The sequence below is a fragment of the Streptomyces sp. C1-1 genome (assembly GCF_050214755.1).
In the GTDB taxonomy this organism is placed as follows: domain Bacteria; phylum Actinomycetota; class Actinomycetes; order Streptomycetales; family Streptomycetaceae; genus Streptomyces.
The window spans coordinates 7,650,864-7,665,463 of record NZ_CP189826.1; the positions used below are offsets into that span (position 1 = coordinate 7,650,864).

15 protein-coding genes are annotated in these 14,600 nt (G+C 73.2%); 6 read left to right on the plus strand and 9 right to left on the minus strand.

What is annotated here, in order from left to right:
- Positions 1 to 53: 53 nt before the first annotated feature.
- The 3 genes from ectA to ACQF4J_RS34755 all read right to left on the minus strand — a co-directional run bounded on the left by ectA (position 54) and on the right by ACQF4J_RS34755 (position 2,560).
- A complete protein-coding gene (gene ectA, locus ACQF4J_RS34745) occupies positions 54 to 569 on the minus strand; it encodes a diaminobutyrate acetyltransferase (RefSeq protein WP_351569601.1) in 516 nt (171 codons plus the stop codon).
- Between the two features lie 305 nt (positions 570 to 874).
- Complete coding sequence (locus tag ACQF4J_RS34750) at positions 875 to 1,408, minus strand: DinB family protein (RefSeq protein ID WP_427167600.1); 534 nt, start codon at positions 1,406 to 1,408, stop codon at positions 875 to 877.
- A gap of 51 nt (positions 1,409 to 1,459) precedes the next feature.
- Complete coding sequence (locus ACQF4J_RS34755) at positions 1,460 to 2,560, minus strand: pyridoxal-phosphate-dependent aminotransferase family protein (RefSeq protein ID WP_427168657.1); 1,101 nt, start codon at positions 2,558 to 2,560, stop codon at positions 1,460 to 1,462.
- A gap of 187 nt (positions 2,561 to 2,747) precedes the next feature.
- Between ACQF4J_RS34755 and ACQF4J_RS34760 the strand changes: the two genes are divergently transcribed.
- The 5 genes from ACQF4J_RS34760 (at position 2,748) to ACQF4J_RS34780 (ending at position 7,213) form a co-directional block, all read left to right on the plus strand.
- Complete coding sequence (locus tag ACQF4J_RS34760) at positions 2,748 to 3,599, plus strand: transporter substrate-binding domain-containing protein (protein WP_351569607.1); 852 nt, start codon at positions 2,748 to 2,750, stop codon at positions 3,597 to 3,599.
- Entirely contained in the window at positions 3,596 to 4,429 is an 834-nt protein-coding gene (locus tag ACQF4J_RS34765; protein ID WP_427167601.1) for an amino acid ABC transporter permease, read from the plus strand. Before ACQF4J_RS34760 ends, ACQF4J_RS34765 begins: the two co-directional genes overlap by 4 nt.
- The gene (locus ACQF4J_RS34770) at positions 4,426 to 5,235 is read left to right on the plus strand and encodes an amino acid ABC transporter ATP-binding protein (protein WP_351798444.1); all 810 of its coding nucleotides are present in this window, start codon (positions 4,426 to 4,428) and stop codon (positions 5,233 to 5,235) included. Before ACQF4J_RS34765 ends, ACQF4J_RS34770 begins: the two co-directional genes overlap by 4 nt.
- A gap of 70 nt (positions 5,236 to 5,305) precedes the next feature.
- Entirely contained in the window at positions 5,306 to 6,097 is a 792-nt protein-coding gene (locus tag ACQF4J_RS34775) for a PIG-L deacetylase family protein (protein WP_427167602.1), read from the plus strand.
- 24 nt (positions 6,098 to 6,121) lie between these two features.
- Positions 6,122 to 7,213, plus strand: a complete 1,092-nt coding sequence (locus ACQF4J_RS34780) for an amidohydrolase family protein (RefSeq protein WP_427167603.1) — start codon at positions 6,122 to 6,124, stop codon at positions 7,211 to 7,213.
- Positions 7,214 to 7,451: 238 nt separating this feature from the next.
- Here ACQF4J_RS34780 and cobC read toward each other — a convergent pair whose 3' ends face one another.
- From cobC to cobM, 6 genes are read right to left on the minus strand one after another with little or no spacing between them, the layout of a single operon-like run.
- Positions 7,452 to 8,522 carry an Rv2231c family pyridoxal phosphate-dependent protein CobC gene (gene cobC, locus ACQF4J_RS34785; protein ID WP_427167604.1) on the minus strand — a complete coding sequence of 357 codons (1,071 nt, stop codon included), beginning with the start codon at positions 8,520 to 8,522 and terminating at the stop codon, positions 7,452 to 7,454.
- Positions 8,512 to 9,438: a sirohydrochlorin chelatase gene (locus tag ACQF4J_RS34790; protein WP_351569624.1), complete on the minus strand. Its 927-nt coding sequence runs from the start codon at positions 9,436 to 9,438 to the stop codon at positions 8,512 to 8,514. Before ACQF4J_RS34790 ends, cobC begins: the two co-directional genes overlap by 11 nt.
- Positions 9,435 to 10,025, minus strand: a complete 591-nt coding sequence (locus ACQF4J_RS34795; protein ID WP_351798430.1) for a precorrin-8X methylmutase — start codon at positions 10,023 to 10,025, stop codon at positions 9,435 to 9,437. Before ACQF4J_RS34795 ends, ACQF4J_RS34790 begins: the two co-directional genes overlap by 4 nt.
- Complete coding sequence (gene cobJ / locus ACQF4J_RS34800; protein WP_427167605.1) at positions 10,022 to 11,704, minus strand: precorrin-3B C(17)-methyltransferase; 1,683 nt, start codon at positions 11,702 to 11,704, stop codon at positions 10,022 to 10,024. Before cobJ ends, ACQF4J_RS34795 begins: the two co-directional genes overlap by 4 nt.
- Positions 11,701 to 12,942 carry a precorrin-6y C5,15-methyltransferase (decarboxylating) subunit CbiE gene (cbiE, locus tag ACQF4J_RS34805; RefSeq protein ID WP_351798425.1) on the minus strand — a complete coding sequence of 414 codons (1,242 nt, stop codon included), beginning with the start codon at positions 12,940 to 12,942 and terminating at the stop codon, positions 11,701 to 11,703. Before cbiE ends, cobJ begins: the two co-directional genes overlap by 4 nt.
- Positions 12,939 to 13,757: a precorrin-4 C(11)-methyltransferase gene (gene cobM / locus ACQF4J_RS34810; RefSeq protein ID WP_351569636.1), complete on the minus strand. Its 819-nt coding sequence runs from the start codon at positions 13,755 to 13,757 to the stop codon at positions 12,939 to 12,941. Before cobM ends, cbiE begins: the two co-directional genes overlap by 4 nt.
- Before the next feature lie 105 nt (positions 13,758 to 13,862).
- Here cobM and ACQF4J_RS34815 point away from each other — a divergent pair, with 105 nt between their 5' ends.
- Positions 13,863 to 14,594, plus strand: a complete 732-nt coding sequence (locus tag ACQF4J_RS34815; protein ID WP_351569639.1) for a ZIP family metal transporter — start codon at positions 13,863 to 13,865, stop codon at positions 14,592 to 14,594.
- The last annotated feature ends 6 nt before the right edge of the window (positions 14,595 to 14,600 follow it).

Sequence of the window (14,600 nt, forward strand, 5' to 3'; positions counted from 1 at the left end):
GTGGGGTCGTCAGGTGCGAGTGAGGGGGTGGGGGGTGTGGGCGGCCGGCGGCGTCAGAGGGAGAGCGGGCCGATGCGGTACAGGACTTCGGGGTCGTGCGGGCCGTCGGGGAACAGGCCGGTGTCGAACAGCACCTCGCGTTCCACCCCGGCGCCGTGCCGCTCGGCGAACGAGGTGAACAGGCGCTCGGAGGCGGTGTTGCCGGGCGTGATGGTGGTCTCGATCGCGGTGATCCGGTGTTCGCCGGAGCACCGGGCGACGAGCCCGTCCAGCAGCGCGGCGGCGAGTCCCCTCCCGCGCTGGGCCTCGTCCACCGCCACCTGCCAGATCAGCAGGGTGCGCGGACGGTCCGGCCGGACGTAGCCGGTGACGAAGCCGACGGCCTCGCCGTGCTCGTCGCGCGCCACGGCCGAGGTGGCGGCGAAGTCGCGGCACCACAGCAGATAGCTGTACGACGAGTTGAGGTCGAGCACCTTCGAGTCGCGCGCTATCCGCCACAGCGCGGCACCGTCCCTCACCGAGGGACGGTCGATTTGCAACTGTGCTGAGTCTGCTTGTGCGGCAGTCATGCGAATTGAACTTACCGAGAGGAATTCAAAAATGCATGGCCGATCAGGGTTACGTGTGCGCGGTGCGTGTGTTATCACGCGGGCGCGAGTCAATCCCGCGCCCAGGTCGAAAGAGCCCGTTTTGAGCGGTAAATACCGCACAAAACGGGCCGCTTGTGTAACGCGTCACAACCGTGTAACCCTCACGAGATCTGCGCGAATTACCCCCGCCGGCGTTCGCGAAATCTTTGCGTTTAGGACCGGCGAGAGCGGGCAGAAGAAAACGGGAAGCTACCCGGAAAAACTATAGAGTAATTATGCCGAATTCAGGCGCCGGTAACTCCGTCGATACGCTCGCGAAGGATATCCGCGTGTCCGTTGTGCCGGGCGTACTCCTCGATCATGTGGATGAGCACCCACCGCAGGCTCACCTCGGTGCCGGCCATCGGACCGTCGGCCAGACGCCCGGTCTGGTCGAGCGGCCGCCCGGCGCACAGCTCCCGTCCCCTGGCGATCTCCCGGCGCCAGGTGTCCAGCGCCTCCTGCAAACCCCGCGCGGGATCCAGCCCGTATCCGCTCTCGTTCCCCTCCCCGTACACCGGCGGCACGTCCAGCCCCGCCACCGTCCGCTGGAACCAGTTCCGCTCCACCTCGGCCATGTGCTGCACCAGCCCGAGCAGCGTGAGCACCGACGGCTCGGCCGCGGCGGTCCGCACCTGGGCGTCGTCCAGTTCCTTGCACTTCAGCTCCAGCGTGGCGCGATGGAAGTCGAGCCAGCTGTCGAGCATGGGGCGTTCGTCGCCGGTGAGACGGGGGACGGCGCGGCCGTCGGGAAGGGTGGGGTGCGTATCGGTGGTCATGCGGGCAGCATGGCACGCGGGTCCGACAGCGAGGTGCTGTTCCGGCCGCGGTCAGCGCCAGGCGTCCTGCGCCGCCCGGCGCGCCCCCTCCAGGTCCACTGCCAGCCCCTTCTCCGCGAGCGCGGCCCCCAGCGCCGCCAGGCACCCCTGCACGGCCTCCACCGTCGCGTCGGCGCCGTAGTGGTTGACCCGGATCATCTCCTTGGCCAACGCGCCCCCGCCCGCGGCCAGCGGCAGCGCCGGGTCCGCCGCCAGGGTCCGGGCCACCAGCTCCGAGGCCACCACTCCGGCCGGCGTCCTGAGCGTCGTGGCCACGGGCGCCGCCTCCCGCGCCTGGTGGACGTACGGTTCCAGACCTCCGCCCAGGGCCACCGCCGCGGCCCGGGTGGCCGCGGCCGCCGCGCGGTGCCGGCCCATCACCGCGTCCAGTCCCTGCGCCTCGATCCGCTCGACGCAGGCCTCCAGCGCGAGCATCTCCAACTGCGCCGGAGCGTGCGGCAGCACCTTCCGACCGCCGTCGAGCCACCGCTCCTTCCAGTCCAGCAGGGAGAGGTAGGACCGGCGCGGCGCCCCCGGGTTCGCCGCCATCCGCGCCCACGCCCGCGCGCTCACCGACACCGCCGACACCCCGGCCGGGCCGCCCATCGCCTTCTGTGCCCCGATCACGCACAGGTCCACGCCCCACGCGTCCACCAGCACCGGCTCGGCCGCGACGGAGGCGACCGCGTCCAGGTAGAACAGCGCGCCCCGCTCCCGTACCACCTCGCCGATCTCCGCGACCGGGTTGGTGTTGCCGGTCGCCGCCTCCGCGTGCACCAGGGAGACGAAGTCGATCTCCGGGTGCTCGGCGAAGGCCTCCCGGATCTGCCCGGCGCTCACCGCCGTGTGGAACGGCACCGCCAGGTCGATCACCGTCGCCCCGCAGTCCCGCAGCCAGTTCCCGAACGTCTGCCCGTACGGCCCGGTGATCACGTTCAGGGCGGTGTTCCCGGGGCCCACCGTCCCGCGGATCGCCCCTTCCAGCGGCAGCAACGCCTCGCCCTGCATGATCACGACGTCGTGCTCGGTGCCGAGCAGCCGGGCCACCCGGTCCTCGACGGAGGCGAAGTGCGCGGCGCTCAGCGGAGGAAGATCGAGGAAGGGGTGGGTCACGGCGGTGCTCTCTTCGCTCACGAGTGGTCGGCTCAGTCGAGGGTATCCGCCCCTCGTGACCCTCCCGTGGACTCCTGCCGCTTGCGACTTCTTAGGCCGGGCAGCCTCATGACCATCGGTTTGGTTTGAGAGACCCAAACTTCTCCTTATAATCGGAACCCACAGTTCCCACACAGGAGGCCACCCCGTGACAACGTTCTCCGGGCGCCGGACCCGCGTCCTGGCCGCCACCACCGCCACGGCCGGGCTGGTGCTCGTGGCCGCCTGCACGTCCAGCGGCAACGGCGGCAGCGGCAGCAAGACCGCCGCCGGCGGGGTCCAGCTCGTCAAGGCCGGTCAGCTCACCACCTGCACCCATCTGCCCTACCCGCCGTTCCAGTCGGAGATCGACGGCAAGGTGCAGGGCTTCGACGTGTCGATGATCGACCTCGTCGCCAAGGACCTCGGGGTGAAGCAGCAGATCCTCGACACGCCCTTCGAGAACTTCAAGACCGGCGCCTTCCTCAACTCCGGCGAGTGCGACCTGGCGGCGGCCGGCATGACCATCACCGCCGAGCGCAAGAAGAACGTCGACTTCTCCGACCCCTACTTCGACGCCACCCAGGCCCTGCTCGTCGACAAGAACAGCGGCATCACCTCGCTCGCCGACGCGAAGGCGAAGAAGGTCAAGCTCGGCGCCCAGGCGCAGACCACCGGCGAGGACTACGCCAAGAAGCAGGGCTTCGACCCGGTCTCCTTCGAGTCCTCCGACGCCGTCCTCAACGGTCTGCGCACCGGCCAGGTCAAGGCCGTCGTCATCGACTACCCGGTCGTTCAGGGCTGGCTGAAGGACAAGGCCAACGCGAACGCCTTCAAGCTCGCCGGCCAGATCAACACCGGTGAGCAGTACGGCTTCACGGTGAAGAAGGGCAACACCAAGCTCCTCGCCGCCGTCAACAAGGCGATCAAGAACGCGAAGGCCGACGGCACGTACAAGAAGCTGTACGAGAAGTGGATCGGTCCCTACGACGCCGCCGCGGCCTCCCCGTCCGCCTCATGACCGCCACCGACGTACCGCTCCAGCCGAAGAAGAAGGGGCTGACCCGGCGTCAGAAGCGCAGCCTGTCGCGGGGAGTCCAGTACGTCGTCTTCGTCGCCGCCGTGATCGCCTTCGCGGTCTCGGCGGACTGGGGGCGGCTGAAGAACCAGTTCGCGCAGGGCAGCATCGCCAAGCAGATGTTCCCGGACGTCATCACGCTGGCGTTGAAGAACACCGTGCTGTACACGCTGTCCGGGTTCGTGGTGGGGCTGGCGCTGGGCATGGTCATCGCCCTGATGCGGCTGTCCTCCGTGGGGCCGTACCGGTGGCTCGCCGGCGTCTACATCGAGATCTTCCGCGGTCTGCCGGCGCTGCTGATCTTCATCTTCATCGGGGTCGCCGTCCCGCTCGCCTTCCCGGGCACGGAGATCGTCGGTGGCACCTACGGGAAGGTGGCCCTGGCGCTCGGCCTGGTCGCCGCCGCCTACATGGCGGAGACCATCCGCGCCGGCATCCAGGCGGTGCCCAAGGGGCAGATGGAGGCGGCCCGTTCACTGGGCTTCTCGCCCGCCCGCGCGATGGTCTCGATCATCGTTCCGCAGGCGTTCCGCATCATCCTCCCGCCGCTGACCAACGAACTCGTCCTCCTCTTCAAGGACTCCTCGCTGGTGCTGTTCCTCGGCGTCACCCTGGAGGAGCGCGAACTGTCCAAGTACGGCCGCGACCTGGCCAGTACGACCGCCAACTCCACGCCCATCCTCGTCGCCGGCCTGTGCTACCTGCTGGTGACCATCCCGCTCGGCTTCGTCGTGCGCCGTATGGAGGCGAAGGCCCAGGAGGCCGTCAAATGAGCGAGCAGCTTCCCGCGGACGCTCCGGAGATCGACGTCCGGGGCCTGCACAAGTCGTTCGGCGACAACGAGGTGCTGCGCGGTATCGACCTCCAGATCCGGCAGGGCGAGGTCGTGTGCGTCATCGGCCCCTCCGGCTCCGGCAAGTCGACGCTGCTGCGGTGCGTGAACCTCCTGGAGGAGCCGACCAAGGGGCAGGTCTTCGTCGGCGGCACCGAACTCACCGATCCGGACGTCGACATCGACGCCGTACGCCGTCGTATCGGCATGGTCTTCCAGCAGTTCAACCTCTTCCCGCACCTGACGGTCACCGAGAACCTCACGCTGCCCCAGCGCCGGGTGCTGCGCCGGGACAAGGCGGCGGCCGCGAAGATCGCCGCCGAGAACCTGGAGCGGGTGGGACTGTCGGAGAAGGCGGACGCCTACCCCGCCTCCCTCTCCGGCGGGCAGCAGCAGCGGGTGGCGATCGCCCGCTCGCTGTCCATGGGGCCCGAGGTGATGCTCTTCGACGAGCCGACGTCGGCGCTCGACCCGGAGCTGGTCGGCGACGTCCTCGCGGTGATGCGCATGCTCGCCGACGAGGGCATGACCATGATGGTCGTCACCCACGAGATGACGTTCGCCCGCGAGGTCGCCGACCGGGTCGTCTTCATGGACGGCGGGGTGATCGTCGAGGACGGCAGCCCCGGACAGGTCATCGGCGCCCCGCGCCACGAGCGCACCCGCCACTTCCTCTCCCGGCTGCTCGATCCCGCGATGGCACAGGTGGAGGAGGAGACCTCGGACCAGGTGGGCGACAGCGGCTGACACGGGCGTACGAAACGGGGACATACATTCCCCTGTCGCTCACATGGCCGCAACCGCCATCATTCGGGCCATGACGACTCACGACGAGCCCACCGGCTTCGGCCCCGGCGCGCCCCTGGCCGCGCTGCCGGAGGACTGGGTGCGCTGCCTGGCCGTGGCCGCCCACCCGGACGACATCGAGTACGGGACGGCGTCGGCCGTGGCCCGCTGGACCGCGCAGGGCAAGCGGGTGACGTATCTGCTGGCCACGCGCGGCGAGGCGGGCATCGACGGACTCCATCCCGACCAGGCGGGGCCGCTGCGCGAGGCGGAGGAGCGCGCCGGAGCCCGCGAAGTGGGCGTGGAGACGGTCGAGTTCCTCGACCACCGGGACGGGACCGTCGAGTACGGCCCGGCCCTGCGCCGCGACATCGTGCGGGCGATCCGCCGCCACCGGCCCGAGGCGCTGGTCACGGGCGCCCGTACCGTGCGCATGATCGGCGGCCTGGTCAACCAGGCCGACCACCGCGCGGTGGGCCTCGCGGCGCTCGACGCGGCCCGGGACGCGGGCAACCGGTGGATCTTCCCCGAACTCGCCGACGAGGGCCTCGAACCCTGGGGTGGCGTGCGCTTCGTGTGCTTCGCCGGCGCCGAGCGGCCCAGCCACGGCGTGGACGTCTCCGGCGAGCCGCTGGAGCGGGGCATCGCCTCCCTGGCCGCCCACGCCGAGTACACCAAGGGGCTCGGCGCGGCGGGCTTCGAACCCCGGCCCTTCCTGACCTGGGCGGCCCGCCAGGGCGGCCCCGCGCTCGGCGTCGAGGCCGCCGTCCTGTTCGACGTGTACCCCCTGGCCTTCGAGGGACCGCCGCCGTGGGAACGGTGACGGACAGGTTTTAAGGTGCGGGGCATGAGCGAACACGCGGTGCTGCACGTGAAGGGCCGGATCCTGGCCGGGGCCGAGGACGTCCGGGACGAACTCTGGGTGATCGACGGCCGGATCTCCTACGACCGTCCCGCGGGCGCCCGCGACGTGAGGACCGTCGACGGCTGGGCCCTGCCCGGCCTGGTCGACGCCCACTGCCATGTCGGGCTCGGCCCGCACGGCCCGGTCCCCGAGGACGTGGCCGAGAAGCAGGCGCTGACCGACCGGGACGCGGGCACCCTGCTCATCCGCGACGCCGGCTCCCCCTCGGACACCCGCTGGGTCGACGACCGCGAGGACCTGCCGAAGATCGTCCGGGCCGGCCGGCACATCGCCCGCACCGGCCGATACATGCGCGGCTACGCCCACGAGATCGAGCCGGAGGACCTGGTCGAGTACGTCGCCCGGGAAGCCCGGCGCGGCGACGGCTGGGTCAAGCTGGTCGGGGACTGGATCGACCGCGGCCTCGGCGACCTGGCGCCCAGCTGGCCGCGGGACGCCGTCGAGGCCGCCATCGCCGAGGCCCACCGGCTCGGCGCCCGCGTCACCGCGCACTGCTTCGCCGAGAACTCCCTGCGGGACCTGGTCGAGGCCGGCATCGACTGCGTCGAGCACGCCACCGGACTGACCGACGACCTGATCCCGCTCTTCGTCGAGCGCGGCGTCGCCATCGTCCCCACCCTCGTCAACATCGCCACCTTCCCCGAGCTCGCGGCCGGCGGCGAGCGGAAGTACCCCGAGTGGGCCGCGCACATGCGCCGCCTGCACGAGCGCCGCTACGACACCGTGCGTGGCGCCTACGACGCCGGGATCCCGGTGTTCGTCGGCACCGACGCGGGCGGTCACCTCGCCCACGGGCTGGTGGCGGGCGAGGTCGCCGAGCTGGTCACCGCCGGCATCCCCGCCGTCGAGGCCCTGTCGGCCACCACCTGGGGCGCGCGGAAGTGGCTCGGGCGGCCGGGGCTGGAGGAGGGCGCGGCGGCCGACCTCGTGGTGTACGAGGACGATCCGCGGGCCGACGTACGAGTGCTGGCGGCACCGCGGCGGATCGTGCTGAACGGGCGGATCGTCGGCTGAAGCGTGGAACGCCTGTGCCCTGAGATTCGAAAACGGCCCACGAAGCACGGCCGTCGGTGACGGCGGCCGTGCCCGTGGGGCTCGGTGGGTGGCCGGCGTGATTGCGCACCGTGGCCCGGTCTCGCAGCACCGGTCGCGGCCGCTCCTCGCCGGGCTCGCCGGAGGCGACCCGCCGGGGCGTTGCCCACAACGGGCCCGTGCGGCACGGCCGTCGGGGTGTCGGCCGTGTCCGTGGGGCTCAGGGACCCGCCAGCGCCATCGCCCGGTCCAGGGCCTGCAGGAAGGAGTTGACCGTGGCACGGTCCCGCACGGCCAGCCGCAGCCACTCCTCGCCGAGCCCCGGGAAGGTGTCCCCCCGGCGCACGGCATAGCCGAGGTCCCGCAGATGCCTGCGGACGGCTCCCGCCCTCGGCAGCCGGACGAGGACGAAGGGACCCTCGGCGGGCTCCGCCACCCGCAGCCCGTCCGCGGCGAACTCGCGCAGTCCCGCCACGAGATGGGCCCGGTCGGCGGCGATCCGGTGCGCCGCGTGCGCGGCCTCCGCGAGGGCCTGCGAGCCCACGCAGGCCTCCGCGGCGGCCAGCGCCGGGGTGGAGACCGGCCACAGCGGCTGAGCCCGCTCCAGGTCGGCGATCGTCTCCGGGGCGGCGAGGACGTAGCCGATGCGCAACCCGGCCAGACCCCAGGTCTTGGTGAGGCTGCGCAGGACGACGAGACCGGGCACGTCCGTCCGGCCCGCCAGCGCCTCCCGCTCGCCCGGCACCGCGTCCATGAACGCCTCGTCCACCACCAGAGTCCGCCCGGGGCGCGCGAGTGCGGCGACGGAGGCGGCGGGGTGGAGGACCGACGTCGGGTTCGTCGGGTTGCCGATCACCACCAGGTCGGCGTCCTCGGGGACGGCCGCCGCGTCGAGCCGGAAGCCGTCCTCCTCGCGCAGCAGCACCCGGTCCACCGTGTGCCCGGCGTCCCGCAGCGCCGCCTCCGGCTCGGTGAACTGCGGGTGCACCACCACCGGCCGGCGCACCTTCAGGGCGCGCGCCAGCAGCACGAACGCCTCCGCGGCGCCCGCGGTGAGCAGCACGCGCTCCACCGGCAGCCCGTGCCGTGCCGCCACCGCTGCCCGCGCGGCCCGCCCGTCGGGGTAGGCCGCGAGCGAGCCGAGCGACCCGGCGATCCGCTCCCGCAGCCAGGCCGGCGGCGTGTCCGCGCGGACGTTGACGGCGAGGTCGACCAGCGCGGCGCCGCCGTCCCGTACCTCGGCGTCGCCGTGGTGCCGCAGATCGTGCCCGGCGCCGTCCTCAGTGCGCATGGGCGTGACCGCCGTGATGGTGCCCGTGGTGGTGATGGTGGCCGTCGTCGTCGGGGTGGAAGTGCGGCTGCTGCGGCTGACCGACCTTGTCCTCGAAACCGGGCAGCGCGATGCGGTACACGCACGAGTCGCAGTTCATGCGCAGATCGCCCCGCACGGCCTCCCGGTACCGCTCCATGACGAGGTCGAGGAGCTCCGGCTCCGGGCCGATGACCTCGGCCGACCGCACCTCGATCTCCGGGTGCGCGGCCGCCCAGCCCTCGGTCTGCTCCTTCACCCGGTCCGGAAGGATGCCGGTGAACAGGAAGTAGGGCAGCACGACGATCCTGCGCGCCCCGAGCTTCAGGCACCGGTCGAGGCCGCTGGGCACGTCCGGCGCCGCCAGCGACACGAACGCCGTCTCCACGCCCGCGTACCCGCGCCCCTCCCACAGCAGCCGGGCCGCCTTGTGCACCTCGGCGTTGGCGTCGGGGTCCGTGGAGCCGCGGCCGACCAGCAGCACGGTCACGTCGGCCCGGTCCTCGGGGGTGCGGGGGCCCCCGCCCAGCGCCTCGTCCAGCCGCCGCTCCAGGACCGACAGCAGCGCGGGGTGCGGGCCCAGGGGGCGGCCGTAGGTGTACGAGATCCCCGGGTGCCGTTCCTTCTCCCGGGACAGCGCCGCCGGGATGTCCCCCTTGGCGTGGCCGGCGGACACCAGCATCAGCGGGACGGCGGCGAACCGGCGCACGCCCCGCTCCACCAGTTCGGCGACCGCGTCGCCCAGCGGCGGCGGCGACAGCTCGATGAAGCCGCCCGCGACGGGCAGTTCGGGGTGGCGGCGGCCGAGCTCCCGCACGAAGTCGCGGAACGCCTCGGCCCCGGCCTCGTCCCGGGTGCCGTGACCGGCGATGAGCAGGGCGGGCGGCGGGGTGGTCACGATGTCTCCTCGGACGGTGAAGTGGGGTGGTACAGCAGGGCGTTGAGCGCGGCGGAGGCGACCGCCGAACCGCCCTTCTCGGACACGTTGCTCACGGCGGGCAGCCCGCTCTCGCGCAGCGCGGCCTTGGACTCGACCGCGCCGACGAAGCCGACGGGCAGTCCGATGACGAGCGCCGGGTCGGCGTCCAGGGTCAGCAGCTCCTCCAGCGCGGTCGGCGCGTTGCCGATCACCCAGATCGCGCCCGGGCCGACCTGCTCGTGGGCGAGCCGGATCGCGTGTGCCGAGCGGGTCAGCCCCGGACCGGCGACGGCGTCCCGGAGCCGGCAGACGGTCTCGCGCCGGGTGATCCCGGCGGCCACCATCTCGACGTCGACGACCACCGGCGCACCGGCGTGCAGCGTGGCGTGCGCCCTCGCCAACTCGCCCTCGTCCATGACGAGATCGGTGGCGTAGTCGAGGTCGGCGGCCGAGTGGACGACCCGCTCGACCACGGCCCGGGTCAGCGGCGGGAAGTGCGAGGTGTCCAGGCGGGCGCGCAGCCGCCGGTAGGACTCCACCTCGATCGGGTGGATCACACGGTTCACTTCGGCTCCTCCTGCCAGCGGTAGCCGCGCGGCGTCACCATGCGCCCGGCGATCTCGCGGGTCGCCGTGTTGCCCACGGTCACGACCGTCATCATGTCGACCGTCGCCGGGTCCAGGTCGGCCAGTGTCGTCACCCGGGCGGACTCGTCCGGGCGGGAGGCGTTGCGTACGACACCGACCGGCGTCGCCGGCTCGCGGTGCCCGGCGAGGATCGCCAGCGCCTTCGGCAGCTGCCAGTCCCGGCCCCGCGAGCGCGGGTTGTAGAACGTGACCACGAGGTCCGCCTCGGCCGCCGCGCGCACCCGCCGCTCGATGACCTCCCAGGGGGTGTGCAGGTCGGAGAGGCTGATGGACACATGGTCGTGGCCGAGGGGCGCCCCGAGGAGCGCCCCGGCCGCGAGCGCGGCGGTGACACCGGGCACGCCGACCACGTCGATGTCGTCGGACGCCTCGGCCAGCGCGGGCGAGGCCATGGCGTACACGCCGGCGTCCCCACTGCCGATCAGCGCCACGGCCTGCCCCTTACGGGCCTCCGCGACCGCGGTACGGGCGCGCTCCTCCTCGGCGCCCAGCCCCGACTCCAGGATCCGGGTGCCGGGCCGCAGCAGGTCGCGGATCTGGTCGACGTACTGGTCGAGGCCGACCAGCACGGAGGCGCGCCGCAGTTCGGCCTCGGCACGCGGGGTGAGCAGGTCACGGGCGCCGGGGCCGAGCCCCACGACCGCGAGCCGGCCGCGCGCGGGGCGCCGTACGACCGCACAGGTCGCCATCGCCGGACTGGCCGCGGACTTGCGCTTGGGGACGAGGAGTTCGCCTCCTCGCACGAGGGCCGCCGCCTCGGCGACCGACGGGGTGCCGACCGCCGCGAGGGGGGCCGCGGACGGGTTGGGCACGTCGACCGCCGCCAACTCCTCGGCGGAGTACGTCACCAGGGGCACGCCCAGCCGCTCGGCCGCCCGCACGATCCCCGGCTCGTCGGCCTTGGCGTCGACGGTGGCCAGTTCGGCGAGCGAGGCGGGGGACAGGCCCGCGTCCCGCAGGGCGCCCTCGACCAGCTCCAGTACCTCCTCGACCGGCGCCCCCCTGGAGGCGCCGACGCCGACGACGAGGGAGGGCGGCCGCAGTACGACCTCGCGCTCGCCGGGCTCGACGGCCCGGTCGGTCACCCGGATCGTGTACGCACCCTGCGCGGCGACCGGCAGCGCGGGCAGCGGCCAGTTCGACTCCGCTTCCAGGGCGACCGGTTCGCCGTCGAGCAGCGCCCGCGACACGGCCGCGACGGCCCCTTCCACCGGCAGCCCGAGCGTGTCCAGACCGGCCAGTCCGACCGCGTCCGTGGCCGTGGTCACCACGGGCTCGGCCCCCAGCAACTCCGCTACCTCGCGGGCGAGTTCATTGGCGCCGCCGCCGTGGCCGCCGACCAGCGACACGGCGAACCGCCCGCCCTCGTCGACGCACACCACACCGGGGTCGGTCGTCTTGTCGCCCAGCAGCGGTGCGATCAGCCGTACGACCGCCCCCGTGGCCAGGAAGCACACCAGCTGTTCGCACTCCGCGAACGCGGCCCGTACGGCGTCCCCGACGGGACCCTCGTACACGCGCGTGCGGTCCGGCCGGGCAGCGGCCAGCCGGTCGCGTGCCGCCGCCCCCGCCGCGGTGGCGGAAATGAGGCCGATCACTGGGCAACTCCTTCGTCAGACACGGGGGTTCTGGCCCCCCACAGCAGAAACACGGGGTTGGTCGCCGCGAGCCGGGTGACGTCCCCCGGCAGCGGCGCGAGCCGCGACGACTGCAGCAGCACGCCGTCGCAGTCGAACCCGGCACCGGTCAGCGCCTCGCGCGCGGCCGGTACGCGGTCCAGCGCGGCCACGGCGACCACGACCGTCCGCCGGGCGCGCCGGGCGCACGCGGCGACGACAGCGGGCAGAGCGGCTCCGCCGCCGCCGACGAACACGGCGTCCGGGTCGTCGAGTCCGGACAGCGCGTCCGGCGCAGTGCCGTGCACGACCTCCACGTCCACGCCATGGGCGGCGGCGTTGGCCCGGATCCGTTCGACGCCGTCCGGGCTCTTCTCGACGGCGGTGACGGCGGCACCGAACCGGGCGCACTCGACGGCCACCGAGCCGGAGCCCGCGCCGACGTCCCACACCAGGTCGCCGAGGCGCGGCCCGAGCCGGGCGAGCGCGAGGGCCCGTACCTCGAACTTGGTGATCATCGAGTCCCGGTGCGTGAACGCGCCCTCGTCCAGAGCCCACAGCTCCGGCCCGGCCGGCGCGCCGGCGACGGTCCGCACCCCACCCGTCGCGCGCGTCTCGTCGAGGCACAGCACCACGCTGACGTCCGGCCCCCAGTCCCGTCCGGCGGCCTCGGCGGGCGTCACCCGCTCCACCCGCTCGGCCCCGGAACCGAGCGCGGAGGCGACGACCAGGACCCGGGCGCTGCCGCGCAGCGCCGCCCCCAGTTCGGCCGGCCCGCTGCCCGGCCCCGTCAGCACGGCCACCTTCGGCCGCGCCCGGCACACGTTCACCGCCGTACGCAGCGCCCGGCCGTGCGCGCTGACGACGACCGCGTCGTCCCACGTCAGCCCGGCCCGGGCGAACGCGGCGGCGACGGACGACACCCCGGGGCGCACGTCCAGCCGCCCGGACCCGAACCGCTCGGCCAGCACCCGCACGATCCCGAAGAACCCGGGATCGCCGGAGGCCAGCACGACCACCCGGCCGCCCTTGTCCAGGTGCCGCTCGACGACGTCCAGGGCGGGCGCCAGCGGACCGAGGACGACCTGCTCGGCGTCCGGCGGCACCGGCGCGGCGGCCAGGTGGCGCCGCCCGCCGACGACCAGCCCCGCGCCGGCCAGCACGTCGGCGGGGACCGGTGCGCCCGTCCCCGTGCCGACGACCGTGATCGGGCCGCTCACGTACTCGCCCCGCGCTCGCGCAGGGCCCGGCGGGCCTCCGGGTCGGCCTTGCGGAAGCCGTGGAAGTGACCGGGGTGGTACAGGTGCGAGCGGGTGCCCTCGGCGTCCAGCGCCGGGCCGACCAGGAACAGGGTGTGCTTCCAGAGCTTGTGCTCCTTGACCGTCTCCTCCAGGGTGCCGATGGTGCAGCGCACCAGCAGCTCCTCCGGCCAGGTCGCCTGGTAGGCGACGACGACCGGCGTGGACGTCGGATAGCCGCCCTCCAGCAGCTCCCGCACCAGCTGCCCGCTGCGGGCGGCCGACAGGAACAGCGCCATGGTGGTGCCGTGCCGGGCGAACTCCCGCACCTCCTCGCCGGGCGGCATCGGCGTCTTGCCGCCGCCGAGCCGGGTGAGGATCACGGACTGGGCGACCTCGGGGATGGTCAGCTCGCGCTGGGCGAGCGCGGCGACGGCGGAGAACGCGGAGACACCGGGGACGACCTCGGTGGCGATGCCGATCCGGGCGCACCGGTCGAGCTGCTCCTGGGTGCCGCCCCACAGGGCCGGGTCGCCGGAGTGGATACGGGCGACGCGCAGCCCCTCGGCACGGGCCCGCTCGTAGACGGCGACGACGTCCTCCAGGGACATGGTCGCCGAGTCGAGGATCTCCGCGTCCTCGCGCGCGTGCTCGAGGACCTCCGCCTGCACCAGGCTCGCCGCCCAGATCACGACGTCGGCCTCGGCGATGGCGCGCGCGGCACGGAACGTCAGCAGGTCGGCGGCGCCGGGGCCGGCACCGACGAAGGTCACCTTGCCGGTGGAGGCATCGGCCATGAAAATCGGTCCTCTCATGAACAACTCGTACAAAACGTCTTACGCGGGGGGCCGTCGAGGCCGCAGGATGTGCGAAAACGGCCGTTGATCGGATAACAAGGCCCCATGGCGGTCTTCGTCGCGCTGTGCGCGTTCCTGATGACGCTGGTCGGTGGGTGGACGGCACAGCGGGTCACCGACCGTCGCCATCTCGTCCTGGGACTGGCCGGCGGACTGATGCTGGGCGTGGTCGGCCTGGACCTGCTGCCGGAGGCACTGCGGGCGGCGGGCGACGAGGTCTTCGGCGTACCGGCGGCCCTGCTGCTGTTCGTGGCCGGCTTCCTGCTGGCCCATCTTGTGGAGCGCACCCTCGCCGGCCGCCAGGCGTCCCACGGCGGCGACGAGGCGCACGACCACCGGGCGCCCGAGGTGGGCCTGACGGCGGCGGCCGCCATGGTCGGCCACAGCGCGATGGACGGTGTGGCCATCGGCGCGGCCTTCCAGGTGGGCGGCGGCATGGGCGCGGCGGTCGCGCTCGCCGTCATCGCCCACGACTTCGCGGACGGCTTCAACACGTACACGATCACCAGCCTGTACGGGAACGCCCGCCGCAGGGCCCTGGGCATGCTGTTCGCGGACGCGGCGGCCCCGGTGGTCGGCGCGGCCTCCACGGCCTTCGTGACCATCCCGGAGGGCCTGCTCGGCGGCTATCTGGGCCTGTTCGGCGGCGTACTGCTCTACCTCGCCGCCGCCGAGATCCTGCCCGAGGCGCACCACGAACACCCCGCCCGCTCGACCCTGCTGTGCACGGTCGCGGGCGCGCTGTTCATCTGGCTCGTGGTCGGGCTCGCCGGCTGAGCCGGG

Coding starts and splice junctions, on each gene's coding strand:
- ACQF4J_RS34815 (WP_351569639.1), top strand. CDS start 13,863: ATGGCGGTCTTCGTCGCGCTGTGCGCGTTCCTGATGACGCTGGTCGGT.
- ACQF4J_RS34775 (WP_427167602.1), top strand. CDS start 5,306: ATGACGACTCACGACGAGCCCACCGGCTTCGGCCCCGGCGCGCCCCTG.
- ACQF4J_RS34770 (WP_351798444.1), top strand. CDS start 4,426: ATGAGCGAGCAGCTTCCCGCGGACGCTCCGGAGATCGACGTCCGGGGC.
- ACQF4J_RS34765 (WP_427167601.1), top strand. CDS start 3,596: ATGACCGCCACCGACGTACCGCTCCAGCCGAAGAAGAAGGGGCTGACC.
- cobM (WP_351569636.1), bottom strand. CDS start 13,757: ATGGCCGATGCCTCCACCGGCAAGGTGACCTTCGTCGGTGCCGGCCCC.
- ectA (WP_351569601.1), bottom strand. CDS start 569: ATGACTGCCGCACAAGCAGACTCAGCACAGTTGCAAATCGACCGTCCC.
- cobC (WP_427167604.1), bottom strand. CDS start 8,522: ATGCGCACTGAGGACGGCGCCGGGCACGATCTGCGGCACCACGGCGAC.
- ACQF4J_RS34780 (WP_427167603.1), top strand. CDS start 6,122: ATGAGCGAACACGCGGTGCTGCACGTGAAGGGCCGGATCCTGGCCGGG.
- ACQF4J_RS34750 (WP_427167600.1), bottom strand. CDS start 1,408: ATGACCACCGATACGCACCCCACCCTTCCCGACGGCCGCGCCGTCCCC.